At 71.0% G+C, this 16945-nt stretch carries 7 protein-coding genes; 1 reads left to right on the plus strand and 6 read right to left on the minus strand.

Annotation, left to right across the window (positions count from 1 at the left end):
• Nucleotide 1 precedes the first annotated feature (1 nt).
• The 5 genes from E0W60_RS02330 to E0W60_RS02350 all read right to left on the minus strand — a co-directional run bounded on the left by E0W60_RS02330 (nt 2) and on the right by E0W60_RS02350 (nt 9858).
• Complete coding sequence (locus E0W60_RS02330; protein ID WP_167884542.1) at nt 2-2218, minus strand: TonB-dependent siderophore receptor; 2217 nt, start codon at nt 2216-2218, stop codon at nt 2-4.
• A gap of 161 nt (nt 2219-2379) precedes the next feature.
• The gene (locus tag E0W60_RS02335; RefSeq protein WP_135702891.1) at nt 2380-3795 is read right to left on the minus strand and encodes a lysine N(6)-hydroxylase/L-ornithine N(5)-oxygenase family protein; all 1416 of its coding nucleotides are present in this window, start codon (nt 3793-3795) and stop codon (nt 2380-2382) included.
• Between the two features lie 23 nt (nt 3796-3818).
• Complete coding sequence (locus E0W60_RS02340; RefSeq protein WP_240745818.1) at nt 3819-4901, minus strand: GNAT family N-acetyltransferase; 1083 nt, start codon at nt 4899-4901, stop codon at nt 3819-3821.
• 53 nt (nt 4902-4954) lie between these two features.
• Nucleotides 4955-6634 carry a cyclic peptide export ABC transporter gene (locus E0W60_RS02345; protein WP_135702892.1) on the minus strand — a complete coding sequence of 560 codons (1680 nt, stop codon included), beginning with the start codon at nt 6632-6634 and terminating at the stop codon, nt 4955-4957.
• Nucleotides 6631-9858: a non-ribosomal peptide synthetase gene (locus E0W60_RS02350; RefSeq protein WP_135702893.1), complete on the minus strand. Its 3228-nt coding sequence runs from the start codon at nt 9856-9858 to the stop codon at nt 6631-6633. Before E0W60_RS02350 ends, E0W60_RS02345 begins: the two co-directional genes overlap by 4 nt.
• Nucleotides 9859-10218: 360 nt before the next feature.
• Between E0W60_RS02350 and fhuF the strand changes: the two genes are divergently transcribed.
• Nucleotides 10219-10872, plus strand: a complete 654-nt coding sequence (gene fhuF, locus E0W60_RS02355; RefSeq protein WP_167884543.1) for a siderophore-iron reductase FhuF — start codon at nt 10219-10221, stop codon at nt 10870-10872.
• A 12-nt stretch (nt 10873-10884) separates the two neighbouring features.
• Here fhuF and E0W60_RS02360 read toward each other — a convergent pair whose 3' ends face one another.
• A complete protein-coding gene (locus tag E0W60_RS02360) occupies nt 10885-16938 on the minus strand; it encodes a non-ribosomal peptide synthetase (protein WP_135702895.1) in 6054 nt (2017 codons plus the stop codon).
• Between the last annotated feature and the right edge of the window lie 7 nt (nt 16939-16945).

The following is a 16945-nucleotide window of genomic DNA, read 5'->3' on the forward strand; positions in this document are numbered from 1 at the left end:
CTTACATCTTCATGCGCACGGTGAACATCGCCGCGCGCGGCTGGCCCCAGATGTTGCCTTCGCGCGGGTTGTTGATCCGCGCGTAGTAGCTGCGGTCGAACAGGTTGGTCAGGTTCAGATCGGCCGAGACATGCTTGTTGAAGTCATAGCCGATTGCCGCATCGAAGGTCGCATAGCCGCCACGGCGCAGCGTGACCGCGCCGATCGGTGCCGGGAACAGCGCGGTGTTCTGCACGTGGCTGACCGCGGTCATGCCGCCGCCGATGCGCCAGCGCTTGAAGTCGCCAGGCAGGCGGTACTGCGTCCACAGCTTGAACAGGTGCTTGGGCGCGATCGCCGAGAACGCCGTGTTGAGCTGGCCGGTGCGGTCCTGCAGGTCGGTCGTGACGTTGAAGGTATAGCCGGCGTAGACGGTCCAGTTCGGCGTGATGCGGCCGCTGGCCTCCAGCTCGAAGCCCTGGCTCTTGGTCTCGCCCTGCGAAACGTAGAACGGGTTGCTCGGGTTGGTGGTGTTGACGTAGTCGACCGTGGCGCGGCCGGTCTCGCGCACCTGGAACAGCGCCACCGAGGTGTTCAGCGCGCCTTCGAAGAACTCGCCCTTCAGGCCCACTTCATACTGCTTGCCCTTGATCGGATTGACCAGGTTGCCGCTGGCGGTGAAATACTCGTCCTGCGGCTGGAAGATCTCGGCGTAGCTCGCGTAGGCCGACCAGTGCTCGGTAAAGTCGTAGATCAGCCCGGCGAACGGGGTGAACTTGGCGTTGATGTTGTCTTGCTTGGTCACGCTGGCGGTCGGCGTGTACTGGCGCGCATTGATATCCCACCAGCTCAGGCGCCCGCCCAGCACCAGCGTCACCGGATCCAGCAGCGAGAAGCGGGCGTCGCCGTAGACGCCATATTGCCGGGTGCTGGTCGTGGTGCCCGAGCCATTGGGCGTGAAGACCGGCTTGGCGAAGTCGCTGCGCGGGCTGAAGATGTTCACGACCTGCGAGAACGGTGTCGACGAGTACCGCGGGTCGCGCCGCTCCGAATCCGAGAAATTGAAGCCGATCAGCGCCTTGTGCCGGCGCCCGAACAGCGAGAACGGACCGTTGGCATAGACGTCGAAGCTGGTCTGCTCCTGCGTATAGGTCTGCTTGGCCGCGAACAGCGTGGTGGTGTTCACGCCCGGGATGACCGGCGCGTACGCATACGCCTGCTCGCGATGCATCTGGTTGTTGAGGTAGCGCAGCGCGCCCTTGACCTGCCAGCCGCTGTCGAACTTATGCTCCAGCTCGGCAAAGGCCGAGGTGGTATAGAAGTGGTCGCTGTTCCAGTCGGCACCGAGGTAGGTCGAGCGCGGCACGTCGAGCAGGCTCGCCTGGCGCGTGACCGGGTTGTAGTAGGCCGGCAGCGTCCAAGGCTGCCGGCCTTCCGAGTCCTGGTAGTTCGCGCCCACCGTCACCATGGTGCTGGGCGTGATGTCGTATTCGACCACGCCATAGAGCGCGCCGGTGCGCATATTGGCCTTGTCGATGAACGAGTCCTTGTCCTGGAACGCGCCGGTCAGGCGCGCGCGCAGCGTGCCGTCGGCGTTCAGCGCACCACCGGCGTCGATCTCGGCGCGGTAGTTGTTCCACGACCCCACCGACAGCGCCCCCTGCACCTGCGTCTCGCGCGTGGGCTTCTTGCGCACCAGGTTGATCGCGCCGCCGGTCTTGCCGGCGCCGGACAGCAGGCCGGACGGTCCCTTCAGCACTTCGACGCGGTCGATCATCGACAGGTCGGGCTGCACGGTGTTGCGCCAGTCATACTTGGTCGGCACGCCGTCCAGCAGGAAGGTGTCGATCTCCAGGCCGCGCGAATAGTAGATGGTGCGTTCCTGGTCGCGCTTCTCCACGAACACGCCGGTGGCCTGCGCCAGCGCATCTTCCAGCGTCACCAGGTTCTGCTCCCGGATGCGCTCGCTGTTGACCACGGTCACCGACTGCGGGACTTCGCGCGCGGTCAGCGGCACCTTGCTGCCGGCCGTGGTCGGCGGGTTGATCGGGTTTTCGCGCGCGCCGTTGACTGTCACCGCGGGCAGTGCGGGCTCTACCGGGCGTGCGGCGCTGCCCGTGGCGGCAGCGGCGGTGGCGGGCGTGGTCCCCGTGGTGGCTTCCTGCCCCAAAGCCGATGCGCTGAAGACCAGGCCGACCGCGGCCGGGATCCAGCGCATGGCGATGCGGCGGCACGACATTGCGGCCCCGTTCCGCGCTGCCCGCGCGCGTGCGTTCGCGCGTCTGTTGCTGTGTTTCATGCCCTTCTTACTCCCCTGCTCTGTTGTGTTAAAGAAACTGGCCATGCGCACCGGCCGGCGGACGAATGGCCCGCCGCCGCTGCGCGCTCTTGTTCTTGTATTCAGTGCGCGCCGGCATGCGCCACCCGCGCGGGGCGGCTTCGCGGCGGCTCCGGCGCCATCACGCGTGCTTCGCCCTCGCCAGTGCCGAGCACCGCCGCGACAATCTCCTGCGCGCGCACGGCCAGCACCGACAGCAACGTGTCCGACAGCCCGTGCGTGGCTTCGCAGCAGCCCTGCAGGAACACGCCGGCCTGGCAGCCCGGCGCCATCTGCAGCCGGTAGTCGCGGTCGGCCTGGAAGCCCCTGGCGTCGTCCAGGTAAGACGCCAGCGGCGCCAGCAGCGACTGGTGCAGCTCGCGCCGGTAGCCCGTGGCGAGGATCACCGCGTCATAGCGCTGCAGCTGGTGCGCGCCGTCGTCGCGGCGCGCGATGTCGAGCCGCACGCCGTCGGCGTCGGCCTCGGCGTGGCGCGCCTCGCAGCCGGCCAGCAGGCGGTGGCGCACCTTGCCGGTGACCTTCTGCTGGTACAGCACTTCATAGATGGCTTCAATCAGGTCGGTATCGACCACCGCGTAGTTGGTGTTGCCGAATTCGCTCAGCAGCTGCTCGCGCTCGTTGGGCGCGCGCGAGAACAGGTAGTCGATATAGCGCGGGTTGAAGATCTCGTTGACGAACGGGCTGTCATCGGCCGGCTTGAGCGCCGGCGCCCGGCTGACCAGGTCGACCTCGATACTGCCTTCGCGGCCGTGCAGGTCGAGGAAGATCTCGGCGGCGCTCTGCCCCGAGCCGATCACCGCGACCCGCCGCACCGGTCCCGACTGCCCGAGCCGCTCCAGCGACTCCAGGTAGTTCGACGAATGGAACACACGCGCATGCCCGCGCAGCGGCACGAAGGTATCGGGAATGCTGGGCGCGCCGCCCACGCTGACCACCACGTTGCGCGCGCGGCGCACCGTCAGCGCGCCGTCCGCCGCGCGAGAGGTCACGCGCAGGCATGCCAGTGCGCCATTGCCGCTATTCGCGCCGGCGCTCTCGGGCTCGACCGACACCACTTCCTCGCCATAGTGGCAGCTGTCGGCAAAGTCGGCCGCCACCCACGACAGGTAGTCGTTGAACTCGTAGCGGCTCGGGTAGAAGGTGCGCGTGTTGATGAAATCCAGCAGCCGCTCGCGCTCGTGCAGGTAGTTGATGAACGTGTAGCGGCTGGCCGGGTTGCGCATCGTGACCAGGTCCTTCAGGAACGAGATCTGCATGCGGCTGTTGTCGAGCAGCATGTTGCCGTGCCAGACAAAGCCGGGCTTCTTCTCGATAAAGCCGAAGCGGAACGGCGCCTGCTGCGGCAGCATCTCGCGCAGCGCAACGGCCAGCGCCAGGTTGGACGGGCCGAAGCCGATGCCGAGCAGGTCGAGCACAGGCGGTGTGCCGGTATCCACGCGGGCACCGTTCGCGGCGAAGGTCGAAGCTGGGTAGAGCATTGGGGTCTCCTTGCGCGGCGGGTTCAGGCAGCCAGTGCTGCAAGTGCTGCGCAGGCTTGCGCCGGCGCCTCTTCCTGCGGCACCCACAGGCGCTCGCCGAAGAAGCGTTCGCGCAGCAGCATCACCAGCATGGCGCGCTTGTGCGGGAAGTCGAAGGCCTTGACCTTGGCAAAGCCGGAGCGGTCCAGGTTGCGGATCTGCTGCACATGGTCGATGCGCGGCTCGCCGACGATGCGCTGCGTGCGCGGATCGTCGAGGAAGATGTAGTGCATCAGCGACGGCAGCCAGGCGCTGATGTACGCCTTGCCGCGGATCTCGCCGTCGCCGATCAGCACGTGCCAGCCGCGGTCGAAGTCATCGGCGTCGTAGTACGGGCCGATGCGGTTTTCCCTGGCCCAGTACACCTCGAAGTAGGCGAAGGGCTTGCCGTCCAGGCAGCCGATCAGCGGGATGGTGTGCGGGTCGTCGAGTTGCGCCTGCAGGTAGCCGCGATGCCTGGCGAGGTCGCCCTCCTCCTGCCAGAACACCGCCACGCGCGGGTCGTTCATCCAGCCATGGAAGCACTGCAGGTCGGCATCGAGGTCGGCTACCCGCATCGAGAACACCTGGTTTAGCCAGGGAATATGGCGCGCATAGACCTGGCCGCCCGGCTTGGGCGCGCGCAGCGGATGGCGCTTGCCCGCGCTCATGGCGTACTGCAGCGGGAAATCGCGGCCCGAGGTGCCGGTGTGCCACAGCGCCGGCAGCTGCCACAACTGCTCGACGCGCGAAACCAGCTGGCCGTTGGCATCGCGTACGGCGCTGCCTTCGCGCAGCATCGCGGCGGCCAGGGCGTCGGGTACGTCCAGCGCGATCGCTTCGGCGGCAGGCGTGCGCGCCAGCGCTGCTTCGCAGGCGGCGAAGGTGGCGGCGCGTGCCAGGGGGTGGTCCGGCGCGGTGCCGGCAAGCGCGATGCGGGGCTGCGCGCCCGGCGTGAACTGCCACGCCTGCAGCGGCGCGCCGTGCAGGCTGAGCTGTAGCGTCGCACCGTCCCAGCGGCTTTGCAGGATGGCGGAGGCTGCTGTGGAATCGGACGACCACGGCTGGCCGGCGACGGCGTGGGTCATCGAAGACGCGTTGCTTTGCATTTGAGCTGACTCCCTCTGAATGTTGGCGCGCGTCATGCGGCGGCCTGTTGTTGGTTGTTGCCGGCGTCGATGCCGGCGCTGGCGCTGTCGGCGCGGATCACGCCGCTGTCGCAGCGGATCACGCGGTCGGCCACGTGGAAATAGCGGTCGTCGTGGCTGACCGCGACGATGGTCTTGCCGCTGCGCTTGAGTTCCGGCAGCAGCGATTCATAGAAGTAGGCGCGGAATACCGGGTCCTGGTCGGCGGCCCATTCGTCCAGCAGCAGCACCGGCCGTGCCTCGACGTAGGCCGCCAGCAGCGCCAGCCGCTTGCGCTGGCCCTGCGACAGCTGCGTGGTCGACAGCAGGTCGTCGCGGATCGCGACCTTGTGGTCCATGTGCAGCCGCTTCAGGAAGGCATTGGCCACCGCGGCATCGAATTTGCCGTCCGGACCCACCAGCCGCGCGAACAGGTGCGCGTTGGAGAACACCGTGGCGAAATGGCTGCGATACCAGGGCAGTTGCGCCGCACCCACTGCCGCGCCGGCCAGCGAGACACTGCCGTCCGTGGGCTGGTACAGGCCCGCCAGCAGCTTCATCAGCGTCGATTTGCCGCTGCCGTTGCCGCCGACGATGAACACGGTCTCGCCGGCGACCAGCGTCAGCGACACCGGGCCCAGCCGGAAGCCGCGCTCGTCGCCTTGCCCGGGGTAGTCGTAGCGCACGTCCTGCAGCGCCAGCAGCGGCATGCCCGGAGCCGGCACCGTCGCGTTGTGGCTGGCATGCAGCAGCGCGAAGTCTTCCGTGTACGGCGCCAGCCGCAGCGTGTCGATCTTGCGCAGCGCGACGTTGCCGGTCATCAGGATCGGCAGCGTGCCGACGAGGTCATTCAGCGGCATGCGCAGGAACATCAGCACCAGCACGAAGGCGGTGATGCGCTCGCGGGCAATGCCCAGCGCATCGCCCGCGATAAAGATCGCGCAGGCCAGACCCAGGATCAGCGCCGCGGTGAACGACAGGCTCAGCACCCAGTAGCGGTCGGCGCGCACTTCATGCGCGCGCGCAAACTCGGCGGCGGGCTCGAAGTCGCGCTGGTAGAAGCCCTGCTTGCGCCAGGCATTCAGCGCAAGTTCATAGCGGCCGTCGATGGCGCCCTGGTAGCCGGCGTAGAGGCGGTCGTCGGTGTCGCGCACGGCCTTCATCAGGCCGCGCATGCGCAGCACCCAGCGCTGCGCCAGCAGCACGCCGCCGCCCAGCACCGCGGCGCCGAGCACGAACAGTTGCCACGACAGCCACCCCAGGTACAGCAGCCCGCCCGCCACCAGCACGCCGTTGTAGAACACGAACGGCACGCGATTGAAGGCCATGCCGATCGAGGCGATGTCCTTGGTCAGCGTGGCATAGACGGTGGGGCCGCCGATCGCTTCCAGGCGCTCGACATCGGTATCGAGCACGCGCTTGAGCATGCGCATGCGCATGTCGTAGACCACGCGGTGGCCCAGCGCGGTCAGCAGCGCCTGCGAGCCGAAGCCGCAGCCGAACAGCACCGCCAGCAGGCCGAGCAGGATGCCGATGCGGCCGGCCTCCATGACTTCCAGCCCTGCCGGCGCGGCAATCATGCGGTTGATCCCGGCGATCAGCGCGATGCCGGCGAGCGCGCTGCAGGTACCCGCGGCCAGCGCCAGCAACAGCAGGCCGCCGAAGCGGCGGCGCAATGACAGGAACAGGTTCACAGGGTCTCCAGCAGGTCGTTCATGAAGGCCAGGTCGGCATCGGCATCGCGCCGGCCGGCCTGGTCGATCGCCGCGGCCATGTCGCGCAGCGCCGGCGCGGCGAACAGCGCCGGCAGCGCCAGCTCGCACGCCATCTGCTCGCGGATGCGGGTCTGCAGCCGCACCAGCAGCAGCGAGTGGCCGCCCAGCAGGAAGAAGTCGTCATCGGCGCCGGCTTCGGTCACGCCCAGCACCGCGCACCACAGCCCGGCCAGCGCGTGCTCGGTCGGCGTCGACAGCGCGACCGCGGCGCGCGGCGCTGCCGGCTCCGGCAGCGCCTGGCGGTCGACCTTGCCGTTGGCGTTGAGCGGCAGCGCGTCGAGGCGCGTCAGGCTGGACGGCACCATGTAGCCGGGCAGTTGCTCGCGCAGGCGGGCCAGGATGGCGTCGTCGGTCGCGTGCGCCCCCGCCACGTAGTAGGCGCACAGCCGCGCCATGCCATCGGGGCCGGGGCGGGCCACGCACACGGCGTGCCGCACGCCCGGGCAGGCGGCCAGCACCGCCTCGACCTCGCCTGGCTCGACGCGGAAGCCGCGCACCTTGACCTGGTGGTCGCGGCGGCCGAGGAACTCGACGATGCCGTCGGCACGCTTGCGCGCCAGGTCGCCGGTGCGGTAGAGGCGGTCGCCCGCCATGGCGCCGGGCGAGCCTTGATGGAACGGGTTGGGCACGAACGCCGCGGCGGTGCGCGACGGATCGGCGGCATAGCCGCGCGCCAGCCCGGCGCCACCGATGTAGAGCTCGCCGGCCACGCCTGCGGGCACCGGCTCCAGGCGCGCGTCCAGCACGTAAAGCTGGTTGTTGGCGATCGGATGCCCGACCGGCGCCACCGCCCACGCGGGCATGCCTGCGCCCTCGCCCGCCAGCGCATGTGCGGCGGACCAGACCGTGGTCTCGGTCGGGCCGTAGACGTTGCAGACCTCGGCGCCGCGCGCCAGCAGCGCAGTCGCCAGCTCGCGCCCCAGCGCCTCGCCGCCGCACAGCACGCGCAGGCCCTGCCGCGCGGGCGTGGCCTGCGTGACCAGCATCTGCCAGGTGGCGGGCGTGGCCTGCATCACGGTGATGCCATGGGCGGACATCAGCGCCGCCAGCCGCGCCGGATCGCGCGCGTCGTCGCGCGTGGCGATTACCACGCGGGCGCCGCTGGCCAGCGGCAGGAACAGTTCCAGCCCCGCGATATCGAAGCCCAGCGTGGTCACCGCCAGCAGGCGGTCGTTGCCGTCCATCGGCACCACCGGCGTCATCGCGCGCAGGAAGTTGGCAAAGGCCGCGCGCGAGATCTGCACGCCCTTGGGCGTGCCGGTCGAACCGGAGGTGTAGAGCGTGTAGGCGAGCTGCGCCGGATGGCAATCCAGCGCCGGGGCGATCGCAGGCGCCGCATGCCACGGCGGCGTGTCGCCGTCGACCAGCACCACGCCGGCACTGTCGCCCAGCGCGGCACGCGTGCCTGCCGCCGCCAGGATCAGGCGCGGGCTGGCGTGGCGCAGGATGTGGGCGTTCCGCGCGGGCGGATGATGCGCGTCGATCGGCAGGTAGGCGGCGCCCGCCCTGAGGATGCCGAGCAGCACCGCCACCAGCGCCGGCGTGCGCGGCAGGCAGACGCCGACCAGGGTGTCTGTGCGCACCTGCTGCCCGGCAAGCCAGTGCGCGATGCGGTTGGCGCCGGCTTCCAGCTCCGCATAGGTCAGGCTGGCACTGCCGTCGGTGATGGCGATGGCATCCGGCGTGGCCGCGGCGGCGCGGGCGATGCGGGCCACCACGTCGTCGGCGGCGTCGAGGGCCAGGCCAGTGTCGTTGGCGCTAGCCAGCGTCCGGGCGCGCTCGCCTGCGTCCATCAGCGGCAGCGCGCCGAGCGGCACGTCGGGAGCCGCCAGCATCGCGCCGAGCAGCTGCTCATAGTGCCGGGCCATGCGTTGCGCCGTCGCTTCGGCGAACAGCTCGGCATCGAATTCGAGCGTGGCCAGCACGCGCGTCGCGCTGGCCTGCAGGTCGAGCGTAACGTCGAACTTGGCGCTGTCGTCGGGCACCGGCAGTGCGCTCGCCTGCAGGCCGGGCAGCGCAAGCGACGCGGCTTCGCCCATCTGCAGGTTGAACAGCGCCTGGAATACCGGCGTGCGGCTGGGGTCGCGCGCCGGTGCGAGCTTGTCGACCAGCAATTCGAACGGCAGGTCGGCATGGTCGAGCGCGGCGCGGGCGTCGTCGCGCACCTGCTGGCACAGCGCGCGGCCGGTCAGGCCAGGCGCCAGCCGCGCGCGATAGACCTGGGTGTTGATAAAGCAGCCGACCAGTTCGTCGAGTTCTTCGTGGGTGCGCGCGGCGTTGGGCACGCCGACCGCGAAATCGGACTGGCCGCTGTAGCGCGCCAGCAGCGCTTGCCAGGCCGCCAGCAGCACGGCGAACGGCGTGGTGCGGCCGCCGCCGGCGGTGCCGCTGCAGTAGTCCCGCAGCGCCGCCGCCACGCCATCCGACAGCGTCCAGCGGATGCGCCCGCCCTTGCCGGCCAGGCGCGCCGGACGCGGCGCGTCGAGCGGCAGTTCCAGCGCGGGAATGGCCGTGCCCAGCCGCTGCGCGCAGCGAGCCAGCGCGGCGTCGAGCGCGGGGCCGGCCAGGCGCTCGCGCTGCCAGGCGGCATAGTCCGCGTATTGCACGGGCAACGGTGTCCAGCCCGGGTCGGTGCCATCCAGCGCGGCGCCATAAGCGCATGCCAGGTCGCGCGCCAGGATCGGATTGGACCAGCCGTCGGAAACGATGTGGTGCATGGCCATGACCAGCACATGGGCGCCGTCATCTAGCCGGGCCACGGTGACCCGGAAAGGCGCGGCGGCGTGCAGGTCGAACACGCGCGCGGCTTCACTGCGCAGCAGCGCGTCGACCTCGCCTGCCGGCAGGTCGAGCCACTGCACGGGTGGCGCCATATTCGCCATATCGCTGACCAGCTGGCACGGCTCGCCGTCGCCGGACGAGAATCGGGTACGCAGCACGGCGTGGCGCGACGTCACCAGCGCCAGCGCCCGCTCCAGCGCCGGCGCCGATAGAGGCCCGTGCAGGCGCCACGCGCGCACCAGGTTGTAGGCGGTGCTGTCCGGCGCGTAGCGCTGCAGGAACCACAGCCGCTGCTGGGCGAAGGAGAGCGGCGCCGGGCCGTGCGCGGCGCGCGCTCGAATCGTCAAATCGGGCTGCGTCATCGGGTCTTCTCCGGAGCGGCGATGCAGGCGCCGGTGGCCTGGCTGCCTCGACCCGCGCTGGCCCGCCGTGGACCCGGCATGGCCGCAAGCGCTTCGCCACCGCCGCGCTGCCACGGCTGCCGGTCAGGAAAGCGCCCGGGTACGGGGTTGTCTCTACAAATGCAATTGCGAATATACCTGATAATCATTCTCATCTTCAACTTGAAAGATGGCGTTGGATGCACAAATACAACGCCGTTCAGGGCTGCCTCTTGTCTGCTCTACTACCGCTACCGCTGTTGCTTGAACTGTTTCCGGGGCCGTTGCGCCAATACGCCGAAGCCGTGGCGGCCGGCCCGCCCGCGCCTGCGGACATCGCCATTGCCGCGCTCGGCTCCTCGCCCGCCGGCCCCCCTCGCGCGTGCGCTGCAGCTCAGCGCCGCGCACCACGGCAGCATCGACTCGCGCGTGACCGGCTCGGTCTGGGCGCGGCATGGCTTCTCGTCGCTGCTGCCCGGCGTGGTGGCCGCCGCCGCGCTGGCGCACCACGTGCTGCCGCTGCGCGACGCCGCGATCCGGGCCGACCGGCGCGGCCGCGCCGTGACGCTGTTGTTGCCGCATGGCGGCGAGGCGCTGCACCGGGCGCCGCCGCACCAGCGCTACGGCCCGCTGCTGGACGACCTGCTGGCGCCGCTGGTGCAGGCGCTCGCCGCGGCCAGCGGCGCGTCGCCGCGGCTGCTGTGGGCCAATGCCGGTGCCGTCGTCGCCGAGGTGTTCCGCCACGCGCCCGCCCTGCTGCAGCCGGGCCTGCCGGCCACCGAGGCGACGCTGGCGCAAGATGCCGCGTGGCTGATGGACACCCGCACGCGCCCCGACGGCCGCGACAACCCGCTGCATGCGCCGATGCGCGCGCACCGCGTCACCCGCGACGGCACCACCACCACGCTGTGGCTGCGCCGGCTGTGCTGCCTGCGCTACCGGCTGCACGGCTTCCCGCTGTGCGGGGACTGCCCGCGCCGCCTGCTGCCGAGCTGAAACCATCTCCGCCTATGCAGCCAGCGCACTCGCCCCGCCCTCGCTGGCGCTGGCTACGCGTGCCGGCAGTTCGGCCAGCGTGGCATCGGCCAGTGCGGGCAGCGCGAGCAGCAGCGCCAGGCAATGCCGCGCGAACTCCCGCGCCGCGGCGTCGTCAAGCGCGGCCGTGTCGTATTCCACGCGCAATGTCAGCGTTTCGCGGGGGATCACGATGGCGGTCACCGGATAGCTCATCTGGCCGCGGTTGCCCACGTCGCTGAAGCGCAGCGCGCCGCGCTCGGTTTGGCGCAGCGTGCTGTCGACCGGGTAGTTCTCGTAGATCAGCATGGTGTCGAACGGCGCCTGCGCCGTGTCGTCGCTGCCGGCCGCCCAGGACTGCAGCCACGCCGGCGGCGCGTGCTCGGTTTCGCGCAGGGCCAGGTTGTCCGCCTGCAGCGCCGGTAGCCAGTCGGCCACTCGCAGCGTGTCGGGCAGGTCCTGCACCAGCGGCAGCGTGCTGGCCAGCAGGCCCATGATGTCTTCGATGCCGGGCAGCTCCGCCGAGCGCCCCGAACCGACCACCGCCATGCCGACGGTGCGGGCACCGGTGGCCTGGCGCAGTGCCAGCAGCCAGGCGGCCTGCACCAGCGTGTTGACAGTGATATGCTGGCGGCTGGCAAAGGCGGCCAGCGTGCGCAGCGCGCCGGCTTGCACCACATGCTCGACGGCGCCCATATGCTGGCCGCGCTGGCCGCGCTGCGCCGGCGCGATCTCGCGCGTGATCCGTACCGGCTGACGCTGCAGCGGCGCGAGCCGCGTTTGCCAATGCTCGTCCGCGCCGGGCTGCGCCTGCTGCCACGCCACGTAGCGGCGCAGCGACGATGCCGCCTGGGCGGGCAGTTCCCCGTCGTAGCCACGCAGCACTTCACCCAGCAGCCGCGACATGCTCCAGCCATCGAGCAGCAAGTGGTGCCAGGTCCAGAGGAAGCGCCAGGCATCGTCGGCGATGCGCACCAGCGTCAGCCGCATCAGCGGTGCGCGGCACAGGTCGAACGGTTGGCGGAATTCAGCCTCGCACAGCGCCTGCCATTCCATATCGTCGGCGGCGGACTGCGCCGGGCTGCTGCGGCCGCGCCAGTCATGGCGGGTGACAGGCAGTTGCGCCTGCGCCGGCACCACCAGCAGGGGCTCGGCCTCGCCGGGCGTTGGCAGCCAGGCCACGCGCGCGCGCAGCACCGGATGGCGCCGCAGCGCGGCCCGCCATGCCGCGATCATGCGCTCGGCGTCGAGCCCGTCCATGGTCGCCTGCACCTGCACCATGTACGCCGGCGAGCCCGGATGGCGCGTGCCATGGCGCACCATGCCGCGCTGCATCGGCGTCGGCCGCCAGATGTCCTCGATCTCGTCTGCGGACAGCGCCAGCGCGTCCAGCTGCGCCTGCGACAGGCCGCTGGCCGGCATGTCCGACGGCGTCAGCCGCACGGCGGATTGCGCCACGCAATGCGATGCCACGTCGCGAAGGGCCTGGGCGATGCGCGCCAGCAGCGCCTCGATGGTGGCCTCGCGGAACTGGCCGCCGCGATACGTGCAGCGGAATTGCAGGCAGCCATGCTGGACCCGGCCGTCGAAGGCCAGCGGTGCCGGCAACGGGATCGCGGCGGACACGCCGCTGCCGGTGTCCTCCGCCGCCACCTGCCAGCCGCCCGCCCCGGCGCGCAGGCTGCCGTCGAACTGGCCCAGGTAGTTGAACAGCACCTGCGGCGCCGCCACGGCGGTCCCGAGCACGCCATAGCCCAGTCCTCGCCGCGGCACCGCGCGCAGGGCTTCCTTGACGCCGGCGATGGTGTCGCCAAGGTTATCGACGCTGGCCAGGCGCACCGGCCAGATGCTGGTGAACCACCCCACCGTGCGGCTGAGGTCTAGCGCCGTGCCGGCTGCCTCGGCTTCGCGCCCGTGCCCTTCGACATGGATGCGGATCTCGTCGCAGCCGGTGAAAGCGCACAACGCGCGCGCAAAAGCTGCCAGCAGCAGGTCGTTGACGCCGGTGCGGTAGGCAGCGTGGGCGCGCCGCAGCAATGCGTCGGTAGTGGCCGCGTCGAGGGCGAAACTGGCCGTGCAGGCGCCATCCGGGCGAGGCTCCGAAGCGTCGAACACATCGCCCGGCAGATCCAGGCCGCCTTCAGCCACTGCCTGCCAGTAGGCGCCTTCGCCGGCAAACACGGCGCGCGCCGGGCCAGCCAGCGTGCGGCTCCATGCGGCATAGCTGGCGCCCACCGGTGCCAGCGCCGGCGCCTGCCCGGCCAGCCGCGCGGCATATGCCGCCTGCAGGTCTTCCAGCACGATGCGCCACGACACGCCATCCACCACCAGGTGATGGCAGACCAGGAAGAGGCGCTCGCTGCCATCCGCGACGCGTAGCTGAAGTGCGCGCAGCAGCGGGCCCTGCTCGATATCCAGCTTTCCCTGCTCGGCGTCGCACGCAGCGGTGATGGCCGCTGCATCGGGCGCTTCGGCCGTCGTCAACACGAACGCGTCGGCGGCCTTCACAACGGCCTGCTGGTGCCAGCCGTCATCGGCATGGCTGAAGCGGAAGCGCAGCGCTGCGTGGTGGCCAACCACGTCCGCCAGCGCGGCTGTCAACGCCGCCGTGTCGATGGCCGAACCGGACCGCAACAGTACCGACTGGTTGAAGCGGTTGCGCGCGGCCGCGGCCAGCGGTTGGCCAAGGAAAGCCCGCTGCACCGGCGTCAGCGGCGCCGCGCCATGTTCCGCCGCGTCATTGGCGGCATCCTCCGCCGCCACGTCCACGCGCTGTGCCACCTGCGCCAGCGCGGCCACGGTCTGGTGCTCGAACACCTGCCGCGGCGTCAGCCGCCAGCCCTGCAGGCGGGCACGCGCGACGATCTGCAGGCTGAGGATCGAGTCGCCGCCGAGCGCGAAGAAGTTGTCGTGCAAGCCCACCTGCGCGATGCCGAGCACGTCGGCCCACACCGCCGCCAGCATCCGCTCCGGCGCCGACACCGGCGCGGCGTAGGCGGCCTCGGCCTGCCACTGCGGCTCGGGCAGCGCGCGCCGGTCGAGCTTGCCGTTGGGCGTGACCGGCAGGCTGTCGAGGCGCAGCACCGCGGCCGGCACCATGTAGTCGGGCAAGGCCGCGGCGAGCGCGCTGCGCAGCGCTTCGGCGTGCACGGTGGCCGGCGCGGCCACGTAGCCAACCAGCCGCGTGCCGGCCGGCGTCTCGTGCGGCAGCACCACCGCCTGGCGCACGCCGGGCTGGGCCAGCAGGTGCGCCTCGATCTCGCCCAGTTCGATGCGGAAGCCGCGGATCTTGACCTGGTGGTCCTGCCGGCCGAGATATTCGATGCAGCCATCCGGGCGCCAGCGCACCAGGTCGCCGGTACGATACAGGCGCGCGCCGGGCGCGCCGAAGGGATCCGGAATGAAGCGGTCGGCGGTCATGCCGGCGCGGCCGAGGTAGCCGCGCGCCAGCCCTTCGCCGCCGAGGTACAGCTCGCCCGGCACGCCGACGGGCACCGGCTCGAGCCGGCTGTCCAGCACGTGCGCGCTGCGCGTGCCGACCGGCCTGCCGATCGGCGCATAGGCGCCGCTCACCTGCGCGGCGGCTTCGTCCGCTGCGGCCTTCCACACCAGCGGCGTCACCACGGTTTCGGTCGGGCCATAGCCGTTGATGATGTGCTGCGGCCGCAGCGCCTGCGTCAGCCGTTCCACGCCCGCGCGCGGCATGGCCTCGCCGCCGAAGGAGTAGAGCCACAGTGGCGGCGGGTCGCCTTGCGCCTCGGCCCACGCGGCCAGCTGGTGCAGGTAGCGCGGCGGAAAGCCCGCGTGCGTGACGGCGTGGCGGCGCAGCGCGGCGTAGGTCTGCTCGACGCTCCACAGCGTGTCGTCGCGCAGCACGATGCTGGCGCCGCTGGCGAGCGGCACCATCCAGCGCTCATGCGCGCCGTCAAAGCTGAACGAGAGGAAATGGAGTTCGCGGCTGGCCGCGGTGATGTCGTAGCACGCGGCGGTGGTGACCACGTGCATCGCCAGCGGCCCGTGTGCCACGGCCACGCCCTTGGGCCGGCCGGTCGAGCCGGAGGTGTAGATCACGTAGGCCAGCTGCCCGGCATGGATCGTCACGGCTGGGTCGTGGTCGGGCCACGAGGCATCGTCGCCGTCGTCCAAGAGCAGCACTGGCAGGTCCGGCGCGACCGGGAAGGCATCGCGCAGCGCGCGCTCGGTCAGCAGCAGCCGCGGCGCAGCGTCTTGCTGCATGTCGAGCAGGCGCCGTGCCGGATAGGCGGGATCGAACGGCACGAAGCAGGCGCCGGCCTTGAGCACCGCCATCAGCGCCACCAGCATGCGCGGTGAACGGTTCAGCGCCACGCCGACGCGGCATTCGGCACCGATGCCTTGCGCGATCAGCCGGTGCGCAAGCCGGTTGGCCTGGCGTTCAAACTCGCCATAAGTCAGGACGTCGTCGCCATACAGCACTGCTGGCGCAGCGGGCGCGCGGCGCGCGTGCGCGGCCACCTGCGCATGCACGGCCACGAACGGCGTTGCCGGGCAGTCGGGCTGGCTCCAGCGTGCCAGCGCGGCGCGCTCGGCGTCGGCGAGCAGCACCGCGGTGCCGGGCGTGGTCGCAGGATCGGCTGCGAAGGCCTGCAGCAGGCGCACATAATGCCCCGCCATGCGCGCGACCGTGGCGGCATCGAACAGGTCGGCGGCGTAGGCGATGCGGCCGCACAGGCTGCCATCGGCCAGCTCGGCCGTGGCCAGGCTCAGCTCGAAGCGCGCGGTGGTGACCGGCAGTTCCAGCGGCGTCACGCGCAGCCCCGCCAGTTGCGGCAGAGCCGCCGCGCTGGCGGTGCGATGGTCGAAGGTGACGTTGAACAATGCGGGCTGGCCGAGACTGCGGTCGGGCTGCAGCGCCTCGACCAGCAGGTCGAACGGCAGCGACTGGTGCGCCTGGTCCGCGGCGGCCTGCGCGGCGAGCCGCGCCAGCAGGTCGGCGAACGGCTGCTCCGGGTCGACCTCCGCCCGCATCACCTGCATGTTGACGAAGCAGCCGATCAGCGCCCCGGTCTCGCTGCGCTGGCGGTTCGCCACCGGCACGCCGATGCGCAGGTCGGACTGGCCGGTATAGCGGCCCAGCAGCACCGCGTAGGCGGCCAGCAGGGCCATGTTCAGCGTTGCATGGCGCGAGGCGGCAAGCGCGCGCAACGTTGCGGCCACGGCGGCGGCGATGGTGAACACGTGCTCGGCGCCCTCGCCGCTGCGCGCGGCGCGGCGCGGGCGGTCGGCGGGCAGGTCGAGCGCCGCGCCCGCGCTGTCGCCCAGGCGTTCGCGCCAGTAGCCGAGCAGGCGCTCGGCCTCGCCGGCCTCCATCCAGTTGCGCTGCCAGGCGGCATAGTCGGCGTACTGGACCGGCAATGGCGGCAGGCCGGCTTGCGTGCCGGCTTGAGTGCCGGCATAGCAGGCGGCCAGTTCGGCGACGAGGCGGACGATCGACGCGCCGTCGGCGACGATATGGTGCAGCACCACCACCAGCACGTGCGACTGCGCGCTCTCGCGGATCAGCGCGACACGCCACAGCGGTCCGGCGGCGAGATCGAACGGCTCATGGACTACGCGCGCGACGGTGGCGTCGAGGCCGTCCGGATCGGCGTCGATGGCGTCTATGGCATCAAAGGCCGGTGGCAGGTCTTCATGCACCTGCTGGCAGGCGACACCGGCAGCATCGATCGGATACGTGGTGCGCAGCACTTCATGGCGCGCGCCGACCTGCGCGAACGCGCGGCGCAGCGCCGCGGCGTCGAGCGGGCCTTCGAGCCGGTACACCCCCGGCATGTGATAGGCGGTGCTGGCGGGCTCAAGCTGCTGCAGGAACCACAGGCGCTGCTGCGCGTACGACAGCGGCAGCGCGCCAGTGCGCGGCGCGGGCACGATGGGCAGCGTGGAAAACGCCACGCCTTTGCCGTGCAGCGCGGCCAGGAAGGCGGCGCGCTGCGCCGGCTCCAGCCGGGCGAAGCGCTCGGCGACTTGCGCGGCGACTTGCGCGTGCGCGGTACTCAATGCGTCTGACATGGGGGCG

It is taken from the genome of Cupriavidus oxalaticus (genome assembly GCF_004768545.1).
GTDB lineage: Bacteria > Pseudomonadota > Gammaproteobacteria > Burkholderiales > Burkholderiaceae > Cupriavidus > Cupriavidus oxalaticus_A.

Excerpts from the sequence above, each read along its gene's own strand:
- E0W60_RS02330 (WP_167884542.1), bottom strand. The coding sequence starts at position 2,218 with ATGTCGTGCCGCCGCATCGCCATGCGCTGGATCCCGGCCGCGGTCGGC.
- E0W60_RS02335 (WP_135702891.1), bottom strand. The coding sequence starts at position 3,795 with ATGCTCTACCCAGCTTCGACCTTCGCCGCGAACGGTGCCCGCGTGGAT.
- E0W60_RS02340 (WP_240745818.1), bottom strand. The coding sequence starts at position 4,901 with ATGACCCACGCCGTCGCCGGCCAGCCGTGGTCGTCCGATTCCACAGCA.
- E0W60_RS02350 (WP_135702893.1), bottom strand. The coding sequence starts at position 9,858 with ATGACGCAGCCCGATTTGACGATTCGAGCGCGCGCCGCGCACGGCCCG.
- E0W60_RS02360 (WP_135702895.1), bottom strand. The coding sequence starts at position 16,938 with ATGTCAGACGCATTGAGTACCGCGCACGCGCAAGTCGCCGCGCAAGTC.